The sequence below is a fragment of the Shinella sp. JR1-6 genome, assembly GCF_004284735.1.
Classification (GTDB): Bacteria; Pseudomonadota; Alphaproteobacteria; order Rhizobiales; family Rhizobiaceae; genus Shinella.
Genome location: NZ_SHMI01000003.1, coordinates 401,176 through 423,442, shown reverse-complemented (window position 1 = coordinate 423,442; position 22,267 = coordinate 401,176). Strand labels below are relative to the sequence as shown.

The 22,267-nt window shown below is 64.8% G+C and carries 15 protein-coding genes; 8 read left to right on the top strand and 7 right to left on the bottom strand.

Going from position 1 to position 22,267, the window contains the following annotated elements; genetic code table 11:
* The 7 genes from hutG (at position 1) to EXZ48_RS07265 (ending at position 7,732) form a co-directional block, all read left to right on the top strand.
* A complete protein-coding gene (hutG, locus tag EXZ48_RS07295) occupies positions 1 to 801 on the top strand; it encodes an N-formylglutamate deformylase (RefSeq protein WP_130515048.1) in 801 nt (266 codons plus the stop codon).
* A gap of 16 nt (positions 802 to 817) precedes the next feature.
* Positions 818 to 2,494 (top strand): urocanate hydratase, encoded by a 1,677-nt coding sequence (hutU, locus tag EXZ48_RS07290; RefSeq protein ID WP_130515046.1) that lies wholly within the window; start codon positions 818 to 820, stop codon positions 2,492 to 2,494.
* 42 nt (positions 2,495 to 2,536) lie between these two features.
* Entirely contained in the window at positions 2,537 to 3,124 is a 588-nt protein-coding gene (locus EXZ48_RS07285; protein WP_130515044.1) for a HutD family protein, read from the top strand.
* An 84-nt stretch (positions 3,125 to 3,208) separates the two neighbouring features.
* A complete protein-coding gene (locus tag EXZ48_RS07280; RefSeq protein WP_130515042.1) occupies positions 3,209 to 4,195 on the top strand; it encodes an aldo/keto reductase in 987 nt (328 codons plus the stop codon).
* A 124-nt stretch (positions 4,196 to 4,319) separates the two neighbouring features.
* Positions 4,320 to 5,096 carry an ABC transporter substrate-binding protein gene (locus tag EXZ48_RS07275; RefSeq protein ID WP_130515040.1) on the top strand — a complete coding sequence of 259 codons (777 nt, stop codon included), beginning with the start codon at positions 4,320 to 4,322 and terminating at the stop codon, positions 5,094 to 5,096.
* A 472-nt stretch (positions 5,097 to 5,568) separates the two neighbouring features.
* On the top strand, positions 5,569 to 6,525 hold the full coding sequence (locus tag EXZ48_RS07270) for a LysR family transcriptional regulator (protein ID WP_023511966.1): 957 nt from the start codon (positions 5,569 to 5,571) through the stop codon (positions 6,523 to 6,525).
* A gap of 82 nt (positions 6,526 to 6,607) precedes the next feature.
* Positions 6,608 to 7,732 (top strand): FAD-binding oxidoreductase, encoded by a 1,125-nt coding sequence (locus EXZ48_RS07265; RefSeq protein WP_130515038.1) that lies wholly within the window; start codon positions 6,608 to 6,610, stop codon positions 7,730 to 7,732.
* Between the two features lie 36 nt (positions 7,733 to 7,768).
* Here the strand turns inward: EXZ48_RS07265 and secD are convergent, their stop codons facing one another.
* The 4 genes from secD to EXZ48_RS07245 form a co-directional block, all read right to left on the bottom strand.
* Positions 7,769 to 10,306, bottom strand: coding sequence for a protein translocase subunit SecD (gene secD / locus EXZ48_RS07260; protein ID WP_023511964.1), 2,538 nt, complete (start codon positions 10,304 to 10,306; stop codon positions 7,769 to 7,771).
* Between the two features lie 108 nt (positions 10,307 to 10,414).
* Complete coding sequence (locus EXZ48_RS07255; protein ID WP_023511963.1) at positions 10,415 to 10,837, bottom strand: hypothetical protein; 423 nt, start codon at positions 10,835 to 10,837, stop codon at positions 10,415 to 10,417.
* 138 nt (positions 10,838 to 10,975) lie between these two features.
* The gene (locus EXZ48_RS07250; protein WP_130515036.1) at positions 10,976 to 14,446 is read right to left on the bottom strand and encodes an AAA family ATPase; all 3,471 of its coding nucleotides are present in this window, start codon (positions 14,444 to 14,446) and stop codon (positions 10,976 to 10,978) included.
* A 3-nt stretch (positions 14,447 to 14,449) separates the two neighbouring features.
* On the bottom strand, positions 14,450 to 15,718 hold the full coding sequence (locus tag EXZ48_RS07245; RefSeq protein WP_130515034.1) for a DNA repair exonuclease: 1,269 nt from the start codon (positions 15,716 to 15,718) through the stop codon (positions 14,450 to 14,452).
* Positions 15,719 to 15,976: 258 nt separating this feature from the next.
* Between EXZ48_RS07245 and EXZ48_RS07240 the strand changes: the two genes are divergently transcribed.
* Positions 15,977 to 16,441 (top strand): MarR family winged helix-turn-helix transcriptional regulator, encoded by a 465-nt coding sequence (locus EXZ48_RS07240; RefSeq protein ID WP_245290097.1) that lies wholly within the window; start codon positions 15,977 to 15,979, stop codon positions 16,439 to 16,441.
* A gap of 147 nt (positions 16,442 to 16,588) precedes the next feature.
* On the opposite strand, the gene EXZ48_RS07235 is transcribed toward EXZ48_RS07240, so the two are convergent.
* The 3 genes from EXZ48_RS07235 to lon all read right to left on the bottom strand — a co-directional run bounded on the left by EXZ48_RS07235 (position 16,589) and on the right by lon (position 21,876).
* Entirely contained in the window at positions 16,589 to 18,784 is a 2,196-nt protein-coding gene (locus tag EXZ48_RS07235; protein WP_130515032.1) for an esterase-like activity of phytase family protein, read from the bottom strand.
* A gap of 187 nt (positions 18,785 to 18,971) precedes the next feature.
* Positions 18,972 to 19,247 (bottom strand): DNA-binding protein HupB, encoded by a 276-nt coding sequence (hupB, locus tag EXZ48_RS07230; protein WP_023516583.1) that lies wholly within the window; start codon positions 19,245 to 19,247, stop codon positions 18,972 to 18,974.
* 205 nt (positions 19,248 to 19,452) lie between these two features.
* Positions 19,453 to 21,876 (bottom strand): endopeptidase La, encoded by a 2,424-nt coding sequence (gene lon / locus EXZ48_RS07225; RefSeq protein ID WP_050743021.1) that lies wholly within the window; start codon positions 21,874 to 21,876, stop codon positions 19,453 to 19,455.
* Between the last annotated feature and the right edge of the window lie 391 nt (positions 21,877 to 22,267).

Here is a 22,267-nt window from a genome sequence, read left to right as displayed (position 1 = left end):
GTGGCACTGGTCGAAACCCGGCAGGGCACATCGCCCGTGATTCTCGCCTTCCCGCATACCGGCACGGATGTCCCGGCCGATATCTGGGAACGCCTGAACGACAACGGCCGTATCCTCGCGGATACGGACTGGCACATCGAGCGTCTCTATGCCGGCCTCCTGTCGGAGGTGACGACGGTGCGCGCAACCTTCCACCGCTATGTCATCGACGCCAACCGGGATCCCGATGGTGTCAGCCTCTATCCCGGCCAGAACACGACAGGCCTCGTTCCGGAAACGGATTTCGACGGCAAGCCGATCTGGAAGGACGGCGAGGCGCCGACCGAGGCGGACATTGCCTATCGGCTCGCCCATTTCCACGCGCCCTACCACGCGGCCCTTGCCGCCGAGATCGAGCGCGTCAAGGCGATCCACGGCGTGGCAATCCTCTATGATTGCCATTCTATCCGCTCGCTGATCCCCTTCCTGTTCGAAGGCCGGCTGCCGGATTTCAATGTCGGCACCGACATGGGCCGCACCTGCGCCAGGGAGATCGAAACGGCGACGTTCGAAATCTGCGCCAAGGCCGAAGGCTATACCAGCATCCTCAACGGCCGCTTCAAGGGCGGCTGGACGACGCGCCACTACGGCAGGCCGCAGACCGGCGTGCACGCCATCCAGATGGAGCTTGCGCAGGTCAGCCACCTTGCCACGGAAGCCCTGCCCTTCGCCCTCGACGAGGCGAAGGCCGCAAGACTGCGCATTCCCCTTCAAGACATCCTGAACCGTCTCGAGGCGCTTGCCTCCACCCTCACACGCTGATCCGGGAGAACCAGCCATGACCGACAATCCCCGCCACAACATCCGCGACGTCCGCGCCGCCACCGGCACCGAACGCACCGCCAAGAGCTGGCTGACCGAAGCGCCGCTGCGCATGCTGATGAACAACCTCGACCCCAACGTTGCGGAAAACCCGCATGAACTCGTCGTCTATGGCGGCATCGGCCGCGCCGCCCGCACCTGGGCCGATTTCGACAAGATCGTCGCGTCGCTGCGCGATCTGGAAGACAACGAGACGCTGGTCGTGCAGTCCGGCAAGCCGGTCGGTATCTTCCGCACGCACAAGGATGCCCCGCGCGTCCTTATTGCCAATTCCAACCTCGTGCCGCACTGGGCCACCTGGGACCATTTCAACGAGCTGGATAAGAAGGGCCTTGCCATGTACGGCCAGATGACGGCCGGCTCGTGGATCTATATCGGCAGCCAGGGCATCGTTCAGGGCACCTACGAAACCTTCGTGGAAGCCGGCCGCCAGCACTACAATGGCGACCTCAAGGGCAAATGGGTGCTGACCGGCGGTCTCGGCGGCATGGGCGGCGCCCAGCCGCTCGCCGCCGTCATGGCCGGCGCCTCGTGCCTTGCCGTCGAGTGCAACCCGGACTCGATCGATTTCCGCCTGCGCACCCGCTACATCGACGAAAAGGCCGACACGCTCGACGAGGCGCTTGCGATGATCGACCGCTGGACGAAGGCCGGCGAAGCCAAGTCCGTGGGCCTTCTCGGCAACGCCGCCGAAATCCTGCCGGAAATGGTCCGCCGCGGCATCCGCCCCGACATGGTCACCGACCAGACCTCCGCCCACGACCCGATCAACGGCTACCTGCCGAAGGGCTGGACGATGGCCGAATGGAAGGCCAAGCGCGAAAGCGATCCGAAGGCTGTCGAAAAGGCTGCCCGCGCCTCGATGCGCGAGCACGTCGAGGCGATGATCGCCTTCCAGGACATGGGCATCCCGACCTTCGACTACGGCAACAACATCCGCCAGGTCGCCAAGGAAGAAGGCCTCGAAAACGCCTTTGCCTTCCCCGGCTTCGTTCCGGCCTATATCCGTCCGCTGTTCTGCCGCGGTATCGGCCCTTTCCGCTGGGCCGCCCTTTCGGGCGATCCGGAGGACATCCGCAAGACCGACGCCAAGGTCAAGGAACTGCTGCCCGACAACAAGCACCTGCACAACTGGCTCGACATGGCCGCCGAGCGCATCGCCTTCCAGGGTCTGCCGGCGCGCATCTGCTGGGTCGGCCTCGGTGACCGCCACCGCCTCGGCCTCGCTTTCAACGAGATGGTCAAGAACGGCGAACTGAGCGCGCCCATCGTCATCGGCCGCGACCACCTCGATTCGGGCTCCGTCGCCTCGCCGAACCGCGAGACGGAAGCGATGAAGGACGGTTCGGACGCCGTGTCTGACTGGCCGCTGCTCAATGCCCTGCTCAACACCGCCTCGGGCGCGACCTGGGTGTCGCTCCATCACGGCGGCGGCGTCGGCATGGGCTTCTCGCAGCACTCGGGCGTCGTCATCTGCTGCGACGGCACGGATGAGGCGGCCGAGCGCGTCGGCCGCGTTCTCTGGAACGACCCGGCGACCGGCGTCATGCGTCACGCCGATGCCGGCTACGACATCGCGCTCGACTGCGCCCGCGAAAAGGGCCTGCGCCTGCCGGGCATTCTCGGCAACTGATGCTTGTCGCCCGAAGGTGTGCGGCGGTTCTGGGAGAACGACATGCATAACGGAGCCCGCCTCCTGCGCAACAGCGACCATCGCCGCATGCCGTGGAAGAACGGCGGCGGCGAGACGGTCGAGGTGATCGTCCATCCGGAAGGCGCCAGCCTTTCGGATTTCGGCTGGCGCGTCAGCATGGCGACGGTGGCGAGCGACGGGCCGTTTTCGGTCTTCCCCGGCATCGATCGCACGCTGGCCGTCCTTTCCGGTGACGGAATGGCGCTTTCCATCGAGGGGCTCGGCGACAAGCTGCTGACGCCGGTCTGCGCGCCCCTCGCCTTTCCCGCCGATGCACCGACGACCGCCCGGCTGACGGGCGGCCCCATCACCGACCTCAATGTGATGACACGGCGGGGCGCCTTCCGGCATTCGCTGACGCACCAGGTTGCGGAAGGGGCCAGAGCGCTTCGCGAGACCACGGGGAAACGCCTGCTGCTGGCGCTTTCGCCACTCGGTGTTTCCACCAGCGAGGGCCTGATCGGCCTTCACCCGCTCGACGCCCTCGTGTTCGATGGCGCGCAGAAGGCGGAGGTTATCCCGACGGGTGAGAAGGCGGCTTTCTATCTGGTAGAAATCACGCCCGTCTGAGCCATCGGCGCAAGCGATTTCCTTGTTCGCCTCCCTGCGGAGTGCTACCTCCCGGCACAACGATTTTTGCCGGGAGACATTTTCATGAGACATCGCAAATTCGGCCGCACGGGTTTCACCACCACGGATATCGGCTTCGGCGCCTGGCAGATCGGCGGCGCCTGGGGTGATGTCAGCGAGGCGGACGGCCGCGCCGCCCTCAACGCCGCGCTCGATGCTGGCATGTCCTTCATCGACACAGCCGACGTCTATGGCGACGGCCGCTCGGAAAAGATCATCGCCGACGTGCTGAAGGACCGCGGCGGCCAGCGCCCGATGGTGGCCACCAAGGCCGGTCGCCGGCTTTCCCCGCATGTCGCCGATGGCTATACCAAGGAAAACCTCGAAGGCTTCATCGATCGCAGCCTGAGGAACCTCGGCGTCGAACGCCTCGATCTCGTGCAGCTGCATTGCCCGCCGACGGAGGTCTACTACCGGCCCGAGGTCTTCCATGCGCTGGAAGAGATAAAGACCGCCGGCAAGATCGCCAACTACGGCGTCAGCGTCGAGAAGGTCGAGGAAGCGCTGAAGGCGATCGAATATCCCGGCGTCGTCAGCGTGCAGATCATCTACAACATGTTCCGTCAGCGCCCGGCGCAGCTCTTCTTCCGGGAAGCCGCGCGCCGTCAGGTCGCCGTCATCGCCCGCGTGCCGCTGGCAAGCGGTCTGCTCTCCGGCAAGATCACGCGCGACACCGCCTTTGCCGCCGACGATCATCGCAACTTCAACCGCCAGGGCGATGCCTTCGACGTGGGCGAGACCTTTGCCGGCGTGCCCTTCGAGACCGGCCTGCAAGCTGTCGAGGAAATCCGCGCCCTGGTGCCCGCCGGCACCGCGATGGCCGCCTTCGCGCTGCGCTGGATCCTGATGGCCGACGCGGTCAGCGTCGTCATTCCCGGTGCGCGCAATGCCGCGCAGGCAGAGGCCAATGCCCGGGCTGCAGGCCTTCCGGCAATTTCGGAAGACGTGATGGAAGCAACGCGCGAGGTCTATTACCGGCTCATCGCGCCCCATGTGCACGATCGTTGGTAAGGAAAATCCGGAGAGTCTCGCGCATCAACTGAAATGATAGCCGACATCATGGCTATCTATTTCGTTTATGCGCGAGGCCGCGCTACCGTTCCCTATCGGTCACAATCACAACAGGGGAACGACCATGAAGAAAATGCTGCTCGCGCTGGCTCTCGCAGGCTCCACGCTGCTTTCCGCCCCGGCTTTTGCCGAGACGCTGAAGATCGGCACGGAAGGCGCCTACCCGCCCTTCAACTTCCAGGATTCCGCCGGCAAGCTTGGCGGCTTCGACGTGGAAATCGGTCTTGCACTCTGCGAGAAGATGAAGGTCGAATGCGAGGTGGTGGCGCAGGACTGGGACGGTATCATTCCCGGCCTCGTCGCCAAGAAGTACGACATGATCATCGCCTCGATGTTCATCACCGACGAACGCAAGAAGCAGGTCAACTTCACCGACCCCTACTATCTTGCCGCCATGACCCATGCGGCGCCGAAGAATTCCGGCATCACCGATTTCACCAATGAAGGCATGAAGGGCAAGACGATTGGCGCCCAGTCCGGCACCACGCAGGCCGATTTTGCCGCCGCCGTCTATCCGGATGCGGACATCAAGCTCTATCCGACGCAGGACGAGGTCAATCTCGACATGGCGAACGGCCGCCTCGACGTGCAGGTCGGCGACATGATTCCGCTGCTCGACTGGGTCACCAAGAACGACGACGGCAAGGCCTGCTGCGAGCTGATCGGCGAGCCGATCACCGACAAGAAGTTCGTCGGCGAAGGCGTCGGCATTGCCGTGCGCCAGGAAGACAACGACCTGCGCGAAAAGCTGAACGCCGCGTTGAAGGCCATCCGCGAGGACGGCACCTACAAGAAGATCAACGACAAGTATTTCTCCATCGACATCTATACGATGAAGTAAGCCAACCTCTTCCGCGTTGTGGTCAGGCTCGACTGGACCATGACGCGGCAGCGGATGGGACGATGTGCACATCAGACTGAGGCGGCTTCGGCCGCCTCTTTCGTTTTCGGGATCAAGGTAAGAAACGGAAGGGGCTCCCGCCCCGAGCGCCATTTATGGGTCGCGTAAAAAAGGCTTCGTCTTCTCCCTCGTCCGCCGGCCTGACCAGAAACGGATAGGGATCCAGCGCCCGCCGCGGGCGAAACTCCATCCGCGCCGCCACCCCGTCCGCCAGGAGGCCATCGAGATACGCCCCCGCGAGGCCGCTGGTGCTAAACCGTTCCCACATCACGTTTTTCCCCTTCATTCGCGATGGGCAATGCGCCAGCCTGCTTTTTGGTTCCGCGAAAAACCCGGCGCGCCGATCACATTTCGACGGTTCCAAGACCCGCCTCCCCTTGCCTTTGTCGACGCCGTGGCCGTAGCTACACGCATGCCGATCAACCGCCTTGAACGCTTCGCCCACAATCTTGACTGGAACCTCCTGCGCACCTTCGTGGTCGTGGTCGAGGAGGGCTCGATCACGCGGGCGGCGAACCGTCTGCTGCTGCAGCAGCCGGCTGTCAGCATGGCGCTGAAGCGACTGGAGCAATCGGTCGGCCACCGGCTGATCGACCGAAGCCCCGGCCGTTTCGAGCTGACCGAGGCCGGCGAGCGGCTGCATGCGCTCTGCCACGATATCTTTTCCGCCATCGTGCGCCTGCCGGAGGCCATGCAGCCCTCCGGCGAGGACATTTCCGGCCACATCACCATCCATGCGGTCAGCCATGCGATGAACCCGGCCTGGGACAGGGCGATCGCCGATTTCTTCCGGCTGCACCCGCGCGTCACCGTGGGTGTGACGGTGGAAACGACGACCGACGTCATCCGCTCGGTGGAGCGCGGCGTCGCGACGCTCGGGCTCTCGGACGGCATCATACCGGAGGGCCTCGAGAAGGCCCCCTTCTGCTACGAGCGCTACGCGCTCTATTGTGGCCGCGGGCACCGGCTGTTCGGCATGCTGGATGCCCGGCTGGAGGACCTGCGCGGTGAACCCTATGTCAGCTTCCTTGCCGACGTTTTGGGCGGGCCGCATATGGGGCCGGTGACGGCGGTGCGCGCCATCGGCTCCTTCGGCCAGCAGGTGCGGGCGCTCGCCTTCAATGTCGAGGAGGTACTGCGGCTCGTCGTCGCCAATGCCGGCATCGGCATGCTGCCGGTGCATCTCACCGGTGCCGCGCTGACGGCCGGCGAACTCTGGCAGCTACCGCCCTATGACGACCTGCCGGTGGCCGAGACCTTCCGTATCACCAATCCCGGTTCCGCGCTTAACCCCGCCGAGCGGGCCTTCCTCGCCCATATGGCGGATGTGCCGCCCTGGCGCTGGGGCGAGCCACATCAATACGGATGATAGCCACTTTCATCGCTATAAATTTGAAGAATGCCGACGGCTTGCTTAGGCAGGAGGAAAGGGTTCACAGCGGAGGCAGGCCATGCGGACATTCGACATCGCGATCATCGGCGGCGGCATTGCCGGCCTTTCGCTCGCCTATTTCCTGAGCCCGTTCCGCTCCGTCGTCGTTCTGGAGCAGGAAGGCGCGCTCGGCTATCACAGCACCGGCCGCTCGGCGGCGGAGTTCACGCTGCGGGACAATGCACCGCTGGTGAATGCGCTCGCCCGCGCCAGCCATGATTTCCTGATGCAGCCGCCCGAGGGGTTTGCCGACGTACCGCTGCTCATAGAGCGGGGCAGCATCATCCTTGGCACGGCGGAGAAGACGGCACTGGTGCGCGCACGCTTCAAGGCCGCCAAAGCGCTCGGCGTGGCGGTGGAGTGGCTGGACGAAGCCGCAATGCTCGCCCGTGCGCCAATGCTCGACCCGGCCTATGCAGCGGCCGCCTATTTCGACCCCGACTACTGGGATATCGAGGTGGACGCCCTGCTGCAGGCCTATGCCCGCCACGCCCGGCGCAACGGCGCACAGATCCTCGAAGGGCAGATGTTCTCCGGCGCCCGGCGGGTCGCGGGCGCATGGCGGATCGAAACCGGTGGAGACACCATATCGGCCGGCACGCTGGTGAACGCGGCCGGCGGTTGGGCCGATGCGGTGGCCGCGCTTTCGGGCGTCACCCCCGCTGGCATCGTGCCGCACCGCCGAACGGCCATCACCGTCGACCTGCCCGGGGGCATCGACGCGAGCCGCCTGCCTGAAATCAACGAGATCGAGGAACTGTTCTATTTCAAGCCGGAGGGGGGCCGCCTGCTCGCCTCGCCGGCCGACGCCACGCCCTGCGAGCCGGCGGACGTGCAGCCGGAGGAGCTCGATATCGCCTATGCCGCCCACTATGTCGAGGAAGTGACGACGCTCAGCGTGCGCCGCGTCTTCAAGAGCTGGGCCGGCATGCGCAGCTTCTCCGCCGACCGCCTGCCCGTCATCGGTCCGGCGAAAGACGAGCCGTCCTTCTTCTGGCTCGCCGGACAGGGCGGCTACGGCATCCTCACCTCGCCCGCCCTCGGCAGCCTTTCCGCCGCCCTCCTCACCGGAAGCTCCATGCCCGAACCCCTCGCGCGCGAAGGCATAACGGCGGATACGTTCAGCCCCTCCCGCTTCTCCTGAAACGAAACGGGCGCCCCAGGGGCGCCCGCTTTGGTCTTAGGCTTCGGTTGCCGGCGTCGTTGCCGAACCGGGCGCCCGCGCGGTATCGCGATCCTTCCACCAGCGGCTGAGGAAGAGCAGGATTGGGCCGCCGATATAGATCGACGAGGTCGTTGCGACGATCACGCCGAACAGCATCGGCCAGGCGAAGGGCTTGACCGTGTCGCCGCCCCAGATCGCCATCGGCAGCAGCGAGGCCGCGACGGCAACCGAGGTGAAGATGCATCGCATGATCACCTGGTTGATCGAGAGATCGATAAGGTCCGAGAAGGGCATCGACTTGTACTTGCGCAGGTTTTCTCTCATGCGGTCGTAAACGACGACCTTGTCGTTGACCGAGTAGCCGATCAGCGTCAGCACGGCGGCGATGGCCGTCAGGTTGAAGTCGATCTGCATCAGCGAGAAGAAGCCGATCATCTTGGTGATGTCCAAGAGCAGCGTCGCGATGGCGCCCACGGCGAAGTGCCACTCGAAGCGCCACCAGATGTAGATCAGGATCGCCAGCATGCCGAGGCCGACGGCGAGGAAGCCGGAGCGGGCAAGCTCGGTGCTAACCGTCGGGCCGACCACTTCCGTACGCTCGAAGCTGGCGTCCGGGATCACTTCGGCGACGCCGTCGCGGATCTTCTGGAGCGCTGCGGTCTGCACCTCTTCGCCGCCCGGCTGGCGCTGGACGCGCACGAGGACGGACGTGCCCTGGCCGAATTCCTGCAGGGCCACTTCACCGAGATTGAGGCCCTCCATCTTCTCGCGCAGCGGGGCAAGGTTGATCGGCGTCTTCGACGTCGCTTCGACCTGGATGCCGCCGACGAAGTCGATGCCGTAGTTGAGGCCCGGCGTGAAGAACAGGATGACCGAGCTGATCGAGATGAAGGCCGACATGCCGATCGCGATATAGCGACCGCGCATGAAGGAGAAGCTCGGGATCGCCCAGACCTTGCCGAAGATCGAATGGATGTCGATCCTCTTCATCTTGCGGCGGATGACCACCTCGCGCATCAGGAGGCGCACGAAGGTGATCGACGTGAACATCGAGATCGCAAGACCGATGATCATGGTGATGGCGAAGCCACGCACCGGACCGGAACCGAACATGAAGAGCAGGATCATGCCGACCATGGTCGTCATGTTGCCGTCGACGATGGTGGCATAGGCCTTGTTGAAGCCCACATCGAGCGCCTTCATGGCCCCCGCCCCGGCCGCCGTTTCCTCTCGGATACGGGCGTTGATCAGGATGTTGGCGTCAACGGCCATGCCGATGCCGAGGATGATGCCGGCGATGCCGGGCAAGGTGAGCGTCGAGCCGAGAAGACCGAGAAGACCGATCGTCAGAACGGTATGCAGCACGAGGCCGAGGTTGGCGATGAGACCCCAGGAGCCGTAGAGCACCTGCATCAGCACCACGACGGCGGCAAGGCCGGCGAGACCCGTGTAGAGACCCATGCGGATCGAGTCCGAACCGAGGTTCGGGCCAACGGTGCGCTCCTCGATGATGGTGAGCGGAGCCGGCAGCGCGCCGGAGCGCAGCAGCGCCGAAAGGACGGTCGCTTCCTGCGGGTTGAAATTGCCGGAGATCTGGCCCTGGCCGCCGATAATCGGCTCGCGGATGACCGGCGCCGTCAGCACCTTGCCGTCGAGAACGATGGCGAAAGGCTTGCCGACATTGGCCTGGGTGATTTCCGCGAACTGGCGTGCGCCCGTCGAATCGAAGCTGAACGAGACGATCGGCTCGTTGGTGCGCTGGTCGAAGCCGGCCTTGGCATCCGCAAGGCGATCGCCCGAAATGGCGACGCGCTCTTCCACGGCATACTTGCCGGGATCGTTGGCGCCGGGCAGGATCATCACGCCGCGCGGGGCGACGCTGTTCGGATCCACCGTCTGGTCGACCATGTGGAAGCTCATCTGCGCGGTCGAGCCGAGCAGCTGGCGCAGGCGCGTCGGATCCTGCAGGCCAGGCAGCTGGACGAGAATGCGGTCGCCGCCGACCCGCTGGATCAGCGGTTCGGCAACGCCGACCTGGTCGACGCGTCGGCGGATGATTTCAAGGCTCTGCTCGACGGCGGCCGACATGCGCTCGTTGATGCCGGCTTCCGTCAGCGTGACGTTGATCAGGTTGCCGCTGGTGGCGACATCGATATCGGCGCTGCCGGCGGTGAAGCCGAGCGTCGTCGTCGGCGTCGCGAGCTTGCGCACTTCCGGCAGAATTTTGTCGAGCGTCGCCTGGTCGGGCAGCGTGATCGTCAGCGTAGTGCCGCTGAGGCGGGCGGCCGAGGCGCGCTCGCCGGCAGTGCGCAGAATGGCGCGCGTATCGTTCAGCAGCACGTCCATGCGCGCTTTGCGCAGCGCCGCGGCATCGACCTCCAGCACGAGATGCGAGCCGCCCTTCAGGTCGAGGCCGAGCGTGACGGGATTGGCGGGCAGGTAGCTCCCGAACTTGGCTTGCTGTTCGGACGTCAGCACGTTGGGCACGGCCGCGAGCACCCCGAAGAGGATGATCGCGATGTAGACCAACAATGCCCATTTGGAGGTTTTCATGGGTTTGTTCCATCTAGACTGCCGGACGGGCGCGACAGGAAGTCGGCGCCGTCCGCGGGAATCGGAATTTCGAACGAATGGCGCGGCGTGCAGAGACGCCACAGGGCCTCAGGCGGCAAGGACCGGAGGCGCACGGCTGCGGAAGGATGCCGGGCCCAGGCGGAGGGGCGCCGCATCGTCGACAGCGACAAAGACCACAGAAACAGAGGTCTCGAAGGGGTAGAGCACGACACCGGCGCCCGGGACGAGTGCCTTGCCGGCAGCATCGCCTTCCGGCAGGCCGCTCTTGGCCTTGGCGACCCGCCGTTCGGCATGGCCGCTTGCCGGGAACCACAGTTCATCGCCGGTCGCCGAGAGCGGCGATGGCGCGACGCCGCCTTCGGCGGCTGCCCGCGGCGGGTGGCCAGCATCATTTGCGCTGCCAGGAAGGGAGAATTGCGAGAGGAACAGGGTGACGAGCAGCACGAGGAAGCCGACGGGCGCAAAACCCCGCTCCCAGATCGTCGCTTCTCTGCCGGTCCTCAACGTCATACCCGTCCGTTTCTTCAGGGCGGAGCGCCGCGCGAAGCAGGCTTCGCAGCAATGCCGATGGTGCGCCAAGAACCACTTACCATCGGCCAAGTCAAGTTTTGACCGTAACGCTTCCTTTACACTTCGACGTTTCAGGCCTCACAATTCATGGATCGTGACGTCAGGGCAGGCCTTTTTCGCGAGGTCGCAGAGATGCTCGTGATGGGTCAGGTAGATCACCTGCCCGCCCGTCGCCATCGCACCCATCACCGTCAGGGCATTGAGCGCACGCCGGTCGTCGAAGGTTTCCATGATGTCGTCGGCGATGAAGGGCACGATCTCGCGACTGGCGGCGATCTCGTGATAGCCCGCAACGCGCAGCGCCAGATAGAGCTGGAAGCGCGTGCCCTTGGAGAGGTCCTTCGCAAGCTTCGAGCCGCCCGGGGCGGCGTTGACGACGAGGAATTCGCTGTCCTTTTCGAGGATCGTCGACAGGCCGGTATATTCGCCCGCCGTGATGTCGCGGAACGTCCGCGAGGCGCGTTCCATCATCGCGCTGCGGTGACGCTCGCGGTAAAGTCGCAGAGCCTGTTCCGCCGCCAGAATGCCGGCGCGCGTCGCCAGATAGCGGCGCGACTTCTCCGCAAGCTCGATCAGCACCGTGCGCCGTCGCTCCTCCAGCACCGCCGCCGCATCGCTGCCAGCGACCTTAGCCAGCGCCTCCTCCGCCCGGGCGCGCAGAAGGTGCTGCTCCTGCACCGCGCGGTCGAGCTCCTCGAGCCGTGCGGAAAGGTCTCCCCTTTCCGCAGAAAGCTGGTCATCATCGACCGCCGAGAGCAGCGCCTCAGCTTCATCGACCGTTTCCGTGCGCAGCTGCTGGGCGAGATCACGCCCGACATCGTGGACGCGCGCCAGAATGTCGTCGCGCTTGCGATAGGCTTCGATGAGAAGATCCGCCTCCGCAAGCGTGTCGCAGCCAAGGACGGAATAGACCTCCGCGAGCCGCGCGGTAAGCACCGCACGACGCTCCTCCAGTGCACCCTCCTCCTCGGCAAGGCGCAGCCCCGCCTTGTCGATCGCCTCGCGCCGCTGGCGCACCGCTGTCGCCGCGGCGAGCCGCCGGCCGAAGGCTGCGACGGTGGAAAGCGGGTCCTCATTGTCGAACGGCTCGGACAGGCGCTCGGCAAGGCGGCGGGCGTGGCCGGCATAATCCTGCTGGTCCCGGCGCATGCCGGCGATGCGGTGATCGAACTCCCCGCGCCGCTCGACATTCTGGGCGAGCGTCTGCAGCGCCGGAAGGAGAGCGCCGACGCGCTCCAGGGCGACGGGCGCGTCCGGCCCGGCGAGCCAGGTGCCGGCGATGTCCCGCTCCCAGGCCTCCTGCCATGCGCCAAGTGCCGCCGTGGCGTCTTCCGCGGCCTTGCCGCGCATATCAATATCGGCCTTCAGACGGGCGAACTGCACGGCCGCAGAATTCCGCCGGGCCTCGGCGGCCTTCAGCGCCTCCAGCCGGTCCTCGGCAAGGAACAACGCTTCATCGAAGGGGCTGTCCTCGGCCAGCGCTTCACCCAGTAGGGCCGCCAACCGCGCCAGCACGTCGCGCCTCTCCCTTTCCACGAGATCGGCTTCCACGGTGCGCTGCGCAAGCCCGCCGATGGCATCCAGCGCCGCCGCCCGCCGCTCCAGCCAGCCGGCCATGTCTGCCAGCGTCGTCCCCTCAGGCAGGCCGAGGCGCGCGGCAAGCGACGACACCTGACCTTCGACTTCCGCCCGCACCTCGGACAGACGGGTCCCTTCACCGGCAAGGGTCTCCAGCCGCGCCGTGCCTTCCGCGATCGTCCGTTCGAGAAGGCGCAGCTCCGAAAGGCGGTCGGCATTGCGCAGGCGCGCATCCGAAGCCTTGTCATCCGCGCGCATCGCCTGCTCGAAGGCATCGGCAGAGCCGCTGTCGAGCGTGCCGGCATGCCTCTGCCAGGCCGCATCCCGCAGGGCCCGCAGATGGCCGGCATGTTCTTCGCCCGCCGCACCGGTCGCCTTTTGAAGCGCCCCGAGCGTTGCACGGGCAGAGGCGACCTCCAGCTCCAGCGCGGCAACCTGCTCGCGTTGACGGTGCAGGGCCTCATCGGCCGAATCATGTCGTTTGCGCAAACCCTCTATATCGCCGGGCGATGGCGCAGCTACGGCCTCCAGGCTCGCCGCGGTGCCGGACCAGGGAGCAAGACGCGCCATCGCTCCATCGGCATCCTGCCGGGCCAGCGCGACGAGGCGACGGGCCTCGCGCAAGCGCGCCGAAAGGTCGCCGGACCGCGCAGCGCGCAGGGCTCCGGCGAGCGAGGACTGACGCGCCGCGTCCGCCTGCACGTCCTCGTCCGAAATGGCGCCCGCCTCGTCTCCCATGGCGGCAAGCGCCCGCTGGGCCTCGGCACGCTCGCGAAGCGCCGTCGCGGCGCGTTCGGCAAGCGCCGACCGTCGGGACAGGAGGGCGGCAAGCTTTTCGCCAAGGCCCGGAGGCAGCAGAATGCCCGCCGGGTCGGCATCCGCAACGAGCCCGAACGCGGCGAGGCTTGTCCCGATGGAAACGGCAACCCGGTCCCGTTCCGCCTCGCGGACAGCAAGATCCATCGCCGCGGTGCGGAAGCGAGCCTCGAGCGCGGAACCGGCAAGCGCGGTGATATCGCCTGCGGCCGCCAGAACGGCCTCGTCCTCAGGCAGCTCCGCCAGCTCCTCGGAAAAATGCAGGCGCTCCCCCTCCATGCGTGCCGCGCGGGCGGCGATTTCCGCCTCCTCGCGCGCCAGTTCCCCGGAGAGCGAACGCCAGCTGGTCGGCGGAGAATCGCCCAGATCGAAGGCGCCGAGCTCGGTACGCAAAGCCCGCAGGCGCCGAAGGTAAGGCAATGCTGAAAGGCAGCGCTCCACCTGCGCCAGCGCGGCGCGCACCTCGGTCCGGGCGGCCGTCATCTCGCCGTGCCGCTCGACAGCGGCGTCGCGGTCGCGCACCAGCAGGCCGTAATCGCGGGCGGCGACATCGAGCGCCTTGCGCTCGGCCGCCAGCGCGTCAATATCCGCCTTGAGCCCCGAGAGTCCGTGCTTGCGGCCGGAGGGACGATAGAACTCGTCGGCCTCCGCCTTCAGCGCCGCAAGACCCGTGGCCATGTCGGAAAGACCGGAGCTGGCGGAAAAGAGCATCGACCCCAGCTCGCCCTCGCTCTTCAGGATGTCCTCGCCGCCCCTCTCGATGCTCTCGTCGTCGAGCGAGAACATGGTGCGATAGGCGTTGCGATCCATGCCGCCGAGCACGGCGGCAAAGAGCGTCTCCGGCAAGGGCCGGTCATCGGCGGTGACGAGCGAGGCCTGGTTGCGCTTCAGGCGGTAGGCCTCGTGGCGCTCGGCACCGACGGAGAACTGCCCGCCGACGCGCATCAGGGCATAGGGATGCAGGAAGCCGTAGGCGCTGGATTTCTCGATGCCGAAAAGCAGGTCGAGATAGGCGGAAAAAAGCGTCGACTTGCCCGCCTCGTTCGGGCCGTAGACAAGATGGAAATCCGGCTTGCCCGGCGTGGCCGTACCGAAATCGAGGCTGCGGTCGGTAAATTTTCCGTAGCGGACGAGGTCCAGGCGATCAAGACGCATCGGCTAGCCCTCCGCCCCTTCGCCGCCAAGGCGGGCGAGAACGGCATCGGCCCCTCGAAGGGCGAGGTCGTGCAGCAGGGCCTCCTCCGCCGCTTCGTCCACGGCCAGCAGGCCGCGCGCCTCCTTCGGCAACTGGCGCAGGAGATCGCCCAGCGTCTCGCGCAACTCTTCGCGATAGGCGTGGCTTTCGATGACGTCCTCGCGCATCAGACGGGACATCTCCGTGAGCGGACCGGCATCGGCACCCGCCGCGGCAAGCGGCATGGAAACGGAAAGTTCCACCGCCTCGATCCAGCATTCGCCAAGCGAGGCGGCAAGGTTCTGCAGTTCGGCGGTGAGCAGATCCTCGTCGCGGCGCAGGCGCCAGGAAAGCGGTGTGGCGCCGTCAAGCGCAAGGCGTGCGACGAGATGGGCGCCGCGTGCTTGCGCCCTCGCCTCGGCCAGCACGGCTTCGACGCGGTCAAGCATGCCGTGCCAGTCTTCGATACCAGAGAGATCGACGGAAAGCCGCTCGAACACCGCAACCGCGACCGGATGCATCTCGCAGGTGATCGTGCCGTCGTCCTCGATGGTGGCGAGCGTGATGCCTTTGGGGCCACCTTCGTTGATGTCGCGGCCCTGCGGATTGCCGGGCATGACGATCCACGGTTTTTCGAGATGCACCCGCCGCTGGTGGATGTGTCCAAGCGCCCAGTAATCGAAGCCGTGCGCGGCAAGATCGGCTGTGCCGACAGGTGCATAGGGATCGTGGCGGCTCGCACCGGCCAGGCTGGTGTGCATGAGGCCGATGTTCACCGCATCCGGCACGGGTGCGCGAAAACTCGGCAGCAGCGATGCCGGGGCATGGGGGTTGGCAAAGCTGATGCCGTGGACGTGGATCTCGCGGCCACTCGCCAGCACGCCGGCCTTCACCGGCTTTCCGCGGCCATCGAAGACGTGCACATTCGGCGGAAAGGTGAGTTCGCGGGTGATCTGTGACTGGGCGTCGTGATTGCCGCGGATGAGGAAGACGCGGATGCCGGCCGCATCCAGCCGGCGCATCTGGCCCATCAGGAAGAGCGCCGTCGCCATGGAGGTCTGCGAACCGTCATAGAGGTCGCCGGCGATGATGAGGGCATCGACCGCCTCGGTGATCGCAAGATCGACGATACGCTCCAGCGCCTTGCGTGTCGCTCCGCGCACCAGCTCGCCAAGCTCGGCATTGCGCAGAGCGAGCGATGTCAGGGGCGAATCGAGATGGAGATCGGCGGTGTGAATAAAGCGGAACGGCATGGCCGGACAATCGCTTCCCCCCTCCTCCGGGTCAATGCTTGGCGCCCCGCAGTCAAGGTTATGCAGGAGAGAAATCGTCTCACCCCGAAAATTCCGGGAAAGGGCAGGAATAACGCCCGCGACCTGACCGTTCGCATTTACAGAGATCGTTCAATATCTATGATCAAATTATCCGAAAACCTTCGTGATCATTTGACATGGTCCCTCATAATACCTATATTTCCCCTCATGAGTAGCACGATAGAAATTTCCCAGGGCATGTTCAAACTCTACCATCAGGTGAGCCGCCTGGTGAACGAGTGCATGATGGATGAAGGCGTGTCGCTTGCCCGCAGCAAGTTCCTGCTTCTTCTGGAATGTCAGGGCCCGCAGCGTTCGACGGACATCGCCTGCGCGCTCGGTTTCGCGCCCCGCACGGTAACGGAAGCGATCGACGGCCTCGAGCGGGACAAGCTGGTCAAGCGCGAGCCGGACCCGAAGGATCGGCGTGCCAAGATCGTCTCGATCACGGATATGGGCCGCACGGTGATCTCCGCCGCACAGCAGCCACAGCACAAGATGATCGAGGCGATCTTCGCGGTGCTGACCGAAGACCAGAAGCAGCACCTCAAGGACATCATCGGCTGCCTCAGCGAGAAGACCGAGGAATTGCAGCGCGAACGGGACAAGGTCGAAGGCGACACCGCCGCAGCGCCCATGCGCCCCCTGCGGGCCGTCGGCTAAGCCGGACGGCAACGGAAAACGGAAGAAGGCCGGGATTTCACGATCCCGGCCTTCTTTGTCTGAAGCGTTCAGCGTCCTCCCCTGCCCGCTGCCTTCCCCCCAATCAGCGGGGAGAAGGTGAAAGCAAGAATGGACGGCCCGCGGAGCTTACATGGCGTTCATCGGGCCGATGCCGAAAAACAGCGTCTCACCCGAGGAACCATCCACGCCGTCATTGTCGGTCATGACGAAGCCATTGCCGGCGGCGTCGATGGCAAAGCCTTCGACCTTGTCGACGACGAAGCCGTTGGTGGCGCCCTTCAGGTCCGGGATGAGGTCACGGACCTCTTCCTTCTTGACGACAGGCAGTTCACCGCCGAGTGCGGCCGGCTTCAGATCGGCAAGCGCCACGCGGTACAGCTTCTTCAGCTTGGCCGCCTGGCCGATCAGGTTGTCGCGCTCGATGATATAGGCTTGGTCGCCGCTGACGGTGATTTCGGAAAGGCCGACCCAACCGCTCTCGGTCTTTTCGAGCGGATAGCGCACGGCGCCCCATTCCTCGGAGGACGGCTTGTAGGAGACGAGCTTCACGAAACCCTTCTCGTCGTCACCCCATTCACGCTGCATGGCCATCCACAGCACCTTGTCATCGCCTTCGCCGACGCTGGTGATGCCTTCGAAGCCGAAGCGCTTCTCGCCGGCGCGCAGCGCGGCGGGAATGGCGATTTCCTTCTGGATCTCGCCCTTTTCGTTCACATGGATGATGGCATGGCCGACGAGCTTGTCGGCATCGCCCTCGTTGGCAAGCCAGAAACCGCCCTCGCCATCCGGCGTCAGGCCCTCGCTGTCGAGCTTCTGGGCGGCAGCACCGTTGCGGGTAATGCGCAGCGCATCGACGATCTTCGCCGGCTTCGCGGTGGCGTCGATCGTGAAGATCGTCGGCTGCGAGGCGTAGAAGGAATCGTTGACGGCGTAGAGCATGCCCGGCTTGTCCTTGACCGGTGCGAGGCCCGAGAGGGCGCCGAAGCCGATCAGTTCGCCATCCTTTTCCGTGGAGACGATCTGCGGATAGGCAGCTTCGCCTTCGGCACGCTCATAGATCATGACATGCGAGCGGGCGCCGCCGTCGTCCACGAGATCGGTCTCGTTGGCGGTCACGAAGAGATTGCGGTTCGGGATGGCGACGGCTCCTTCCGGGCCAACGCCCGAGGGCAGCAGCTGGAGAAGCGCGGGCTCGGCGCCGGTATCCTTGTAGACACCGACGATCGAGGCGCGCTCGGCGAGCACGAAGAACAGGTTGTCATCGCCGAACTTGGCGGCTTCCATGCCTTCCGGCTCGACGCCCTTCTTGTTGCGCTTGTCCGGATAGTGGCCGATCTTGGCAATCTCGCGCTCGAAGGCCGCGCCGTTCTCGTAGAGGACCTTGCCCTGCTTGTCGAAGATGGTGAAGCCGCGGGCGCCACCCTTCCAGTCGCCCTCATTGGCGACGACCAGGCGGTTGTCGTCCAGCCACTTCACGGCATCGGGCTCGCGCGCCACGTCCTTCATCTCGCCGGTGAATTTCAGCGCACCGTCCTTCTTGGTGTCGATGCCTTCAAGGCTGACCGTACCGGCGGAGAAGTGGCTCTTTACCGTGCCGGCCTTGCCGTCGACGATCGCGATATGGTTGTTTTCCTGCAGGGTGACGGCAACTTCGTCGAGGCTGTTGAAGGAGACGAATTCGGGTTCGGGATCCTCGCCGGCGACATCGGCAAGGCCGGTCAGCGCCACATGCTTGATCGAACCGCAATCGACGACGCCGTCCTTGAGGGAGAGCAGCACGAGATCGCCGGCCGGCATCTGCGGGATGGCGCCGTCATTGACCTCTTCGTCGCGCTCGTTCTCGATGGCGATGGCGGCGATCGTCCTGTCCTTGTTGAGGGCGATCGAATCCGGCTGACCGCCGAGATCGCAGGTCGCCTCGACGGCCCTGGAGGCCACATCGACCTGGGCGAGCACACCCGACGGCTTCACGAAGCTTTCGCGCGTGTTGATCGCGACGAGCGCCTTGCCGGCGGCAATGGTGACCGAGGTCGGCTCGCCGTCGAAGGCGACGGTGCCGCCGGCCTTCGGAGCCTTGGCGTCGGTGATGTCGATGAAGCCGATGGCCTTGTTCGGGCTGTCGGAATAGACGAGCGTGTTGCCGTCTTCCGAGGCGCTGATGATCTCGGACGAGGTCGGCGTCGCCTTGTCGACACCCTCGGGCAGGTTGTCGGCAACGGCGAAGGACGCAATGCGATTGAAGACGGGCTCGGCGCTGGCGGCGGAGGCCACCGATGCGGCGAGAACCGCAGCGAGCGCGGCGGTGATCGAACGGGTTTTCATGAAATCCTCCGGGATCCGGTCAAAAGGAACCCGGCGGTTCTGAGGCTTTCGTGTTACAGGCCGATGACATTTCGGCGGCGGTCCGTTGCCTTCCCGTCAAATAAAAGGGGGCCCGGAAGAACCGGACCCCGACCCTGAATTTCAGGTTTGGCGGCGGAGTGGATAACCGCTCTGCCCGAACCAAGGATCAGCCGTTGACGGCGTCCTTCAGGCCCTTGCCGGCCGAGAACTTCGGCACGTTGCGTGCCGGAATCTCGATCTCGGCGCCGGTCGAGAGGTTGCGGCCCTTCGAGGCTTCACGGCGCGATACGGAGAAATTGCCGAAACCGACGAGACGAACGTCGCCGCCGTTCTTGAGCTCACCCTGGATCGTCTCGAAAACGGCGTCGACAGCCGATGCTGCGTCCGTTTTGGAGAGGCCAGACTTCTCAGCCACTGCGGATACGAGTTCATTCTTGTTCATGTTTCCACCCCTTTCATACGGTTTGAAACGACTCATACAAGTCGGGGGCAGAATACGCATCGCCCCTCGCCCCGCAAGAAAATTTCGTCGCAAAACCCTGAGAATCCGGGCTTTACACACGTTTTTCAACGAAAAAGACCGGCCGAAAGGCCGGTCTTTTCCCGTTTCGCTCCAAAATGCCGGATGCATTACCCGGCATCAAGGCTCAATGCGCGATCGCGCCGGTGCTCTCATCGGTCGATTCGACCGCCGGAACCTTGGCGTCTTCGACCGTCGCATCCCATTCGATCGGCTCCGGCCGGCGAACGAGCGCATGCTTGATCACCTCACCCATGCGCGAGACCGGAACGATCTCCATGTTGTTCTTCACGTTATCCGGAATCTCCGCCAGGTCCTTGGCGTTCTCTTCCGGGATCAGCACCTTCTTGATGCCGCCGCGAAGCGCTGCGAGCAGCTTTTCCTTGAGACCGCCGATCGGCAGGACCCGGCCGCGCAGCGTCACTTCGCCCGTCATCGCGATGTCCTTCGAGACCGGGATTCCGGTCATGATGGAAACGATGGCGGTCGCCATGGCGATACCGGCCGACGGACCGTCCTTCGGCGTCGCGCCTTCCGGCACGTGCACGTGGATATCGGTCTTGTCGAAGCGCGGCGGCTCGATGCCGAAATCGACGGCGCGCGAGCGGACATAGGACGCCGCTGCCGAGATCGATTCCTTCATCACATCCTTCAGGTTGCCCGTAACCGTCATGCGGCCCTTGCCACCCGGCAGGCTGACGCCTTCGATGGTGAGCAGCTCGCCGCCGACTTCCGTCCAGGCAAGACCCGTAACAACGCCAACCTGATCCTCGCGCTCGGCCTCGCCGTGGCGGAAGCGCGGAACGCCGAGGAAGTCGTGGATGTTGTCTGCCGTGACCTCGACCGTCTTCGACTTGCCCTTGATGATCTCGGTGACCGCCTTGCGGGCGAGCTTCATCAATTCACGCTCGAAGTTACGCACACCGGCTTCGCGGGTGTACTGCTGGATGACCGCCATCAGCGCGCCGTCCGTCACCGAAAACTCCTTCGGCTGAAGGGCGTGATCGCGGATCGCCTTCGGCAGCAGGTGCCGCTTGGCAATTTCCAGTTTCTCTTCTTCCGTATAGCCGGCAATGCGGATCACTTCCATGCGGTCCATGAGGGGCGCCGGAATGTTCAGCGTGTTCGCCGTCGTCACGAACATGACGTTGGACAGGTCGTATTCGACTTCCAGGTAGTGGTCCATGAAGGTCGAGTTCTGTTCCGGATCCAGCACCTCCAGGAGAGCCGAGGACGGATCGCCGCGGAAATCCATGCCCATCTTGTCGATCTCGTCGAGCAGGAAGAGCGGGTTGGATTTCTTCGCCTTCTTCATCGACTGGATGACCTTGCCGGGCATCGAGCCGATATAGGTGCGGCGGTGACCGCGGATTTCGGCCTCGTCACGCACGCCGCCGAGCGCCATGCGGATGTATTCGCGGCCGGTCGCCTTGGCGATCGATTTCGCGAGCGAGGTCTTGCCGACGCCCGGAGGGCCGACAAGGCACAGGATCGGGCCCTTGATCTTGGCCGAGCGAGCCTGCACGGCGAGATATTCGACGATGCGCTCCTTGACCTTGTCGAGGCCGAAATGATCCTCGTCGAGAATCTTTTCCGCAGCGTTGAGGTCGGTCTTGATCTTCGACTTCTTGCCCCACGGAATGCCCGTCAGCCAGTCGAGATAGTTGCGCACGACGGTGGCTTCCGCCGACATCGGGCTCATCTGGCGCAGCTTCTTCAGCTCGGCATCCGCCTTTTCGCGGGCTTCCTTGGAGAGCTTCGCCTTGGCGATCTTTTCTTCCAGTTCGGCCATCTCGTCGCGGCCGTCCTCGCCGTCGCCGAGCTCCTTCTGAATCGCCTTCATCTGTTCGTTGAGGTAGTACTCGCGCTGCGTCTTCTCCATCTGGCGCTTGACGCGCGAGCGGATGCGCTTTTCGACCTGCAGGACCGAGATCTCGCCTTCCATGAAGCCGAGCGCCTTTTCAAGGCGCAGCTTGACGCTCGTCGTCTCCAGCATCTCCTGCTTTTCGACGATCTTGATGGAGAGGTGCGAGGCGACGGTGTCGGCGAGCTTCGAATAGTCCTCGATCTGGCTCGCGGCGCCGACGACTTCAGGCGAAATCTTCTTGTTGAGCTTTACATAGTTTTCGAACTCGGAGACGACCGAGCGCGACAGCGCCTCGACCTCCACCGGGTCTTCTTCCGGCTCGGCCAGGACATGGGCCATCGCCTCGTAGAATTCCTCGCGGTCCGTATAGCCGTCGATCTCGGCGCGCGCGCGGCCTTCGACCAGCACCTTGACGGTACCATCGGGGAGCTTGAGGAGCTGGAGCACGTTGGCGACGGTGCCGATGCGATAGATGGCATCGGTTTCCGGGTCGTCGTCGGAGGCATTGATCTGGGTGGCAAGCATGATCTGCTTGTCGGTGCCCATGACCTCCTCAAGTGCGCGGATCGACTTCTCGCGGCCGACGAACAGCGGGACGATCATGTGCGGGAACACCACAATGTCGCGCAGGGGCAGGACCGGGAAGGCCGTGGAGTCGTGCGACGCAGACGTCTTTTTCGTCATGTCATTTCCTTTCAAACGTCCCGTTTCCGGGAACCGGTCCATTCGGCGCTCAGAGTGCCGGGCCGGCGATCTTTTCCATCCACAAGTGGCGTGCAGCCAACACATTTTCAAGCCCGGTTGCGGAGTGCCCCACCCCGTGACGGACAAGCGAACCAACACCGGAAGTGTAGTCTTCCGCGCTGTCGCGGAACTTGCGGCCTTCCCCCCGGCAGCACCGCCGGAGCATACGCAGAACAGAATCGAAGTCTTCCATTCTGGCTTGGCGCGCACCGTTTCGCAACGGCTCCCGAAGCAGCGGAAGGTTGCACATCATGCCCCTTCCCGCGACAGGCGACCAGTCACGAAATGTCACTAGCCGCCTCAAACGAAAAGACCCGCCGGCGGCGGGTCC

Coding starts and splice junctions, on each gene's coding strand:
- EXZ48_RS07235 (WP_130515032.1), bottom strand. CDS start 18,784: ATGAAAACCCGTTCGATCACCGCCGCGCTCGCTGCGGTTCTCGCCGCA.
- EXZ48_RS07280 (WP_130515042.1), top strand. CDS start 3,209: ATGAGACATCGCAAATTCGGCCGCACGGGTTTCACCACCACGGATATC.
- hupB (WP_023516583.1), bottom strand. CDS start 19,247: ATGAACAAGAATGAACTCGTATCCGCAGTGGCTGAGAAGTCTGGCCTC.
- EXZ48_RS07270 (WP_023511966.1), top strand. CDS start 5,569: ATGCCGATCAACCGCCTTGAACGCTTCGCCCACAATCTTGACTGGAAC.
- secD (WP_023511964.1), bottom strand. CDS start 10,306: ATGAAAACCTCCAAATGGGCATTGTTGGTCTACATCGCGATCATCCTC.
- EXZ48_RS07240 (WP_245290097.1), top strand. CDS start 15,977: ATGTTCAAACTCTACCATCAGGTGAGCCGCCTGGTGAACGAGTGCATG.
- EXZ48_RS07285 (WP_130515044.1), top strand. CDS start 2,537: ATGCATAACGGAGCCCGCCTCCTGCGCAACAGCGACCATCGCCGCATG.
- EXZ48_RS07265 (WP_130515038.1), top strand. CDS start 6,608: ATGCGGACATTCGACATCGCGATCATCGGCGGCGGCATTGCCGGCCTT.
- hutU (WP_130515046.1), top strand. CDS start 818: ATGACCGACAATCCCCGCCACAACATCCGCGACGTCCGCGCCGCCACC.
- EXZ48_RS07250 (WP_130515036.1), bottom strand. CDS start 14,446: ATGCGTCTTGATCGCCTGGACCTCGTCCGCTACGGAAAATTTACCGAC.
- lon (WP_050743021.1), bottom strand. CDS start 21,876: ATGACGAAAAAGACGTCTGCGTCGCACGACTCCACGGCCTTCCCGGTC.
- EXZ48_RS07255 (WP_023511963.1), bottom strand. CDS start 10,837: ATGACGTTGAGGACCGGCAGAGAAGCGACGATCTGGGAGCGGGGTTTT.
- EXZ48_RS07275 (WP_130515040.1), top strand. CDS start 4,320: ATGAAGAAAATGCTGCTCGCGCTGGCTCTCGCAGGCTCCACGCTGCTT.
- EXZ48_RS07245 (WP_130515034.1), bottom strand. CDS start 15,718: ATGCCGTTCCGCTTTATTCACACCGCCGATCTCCATCTCGATTCGCCC.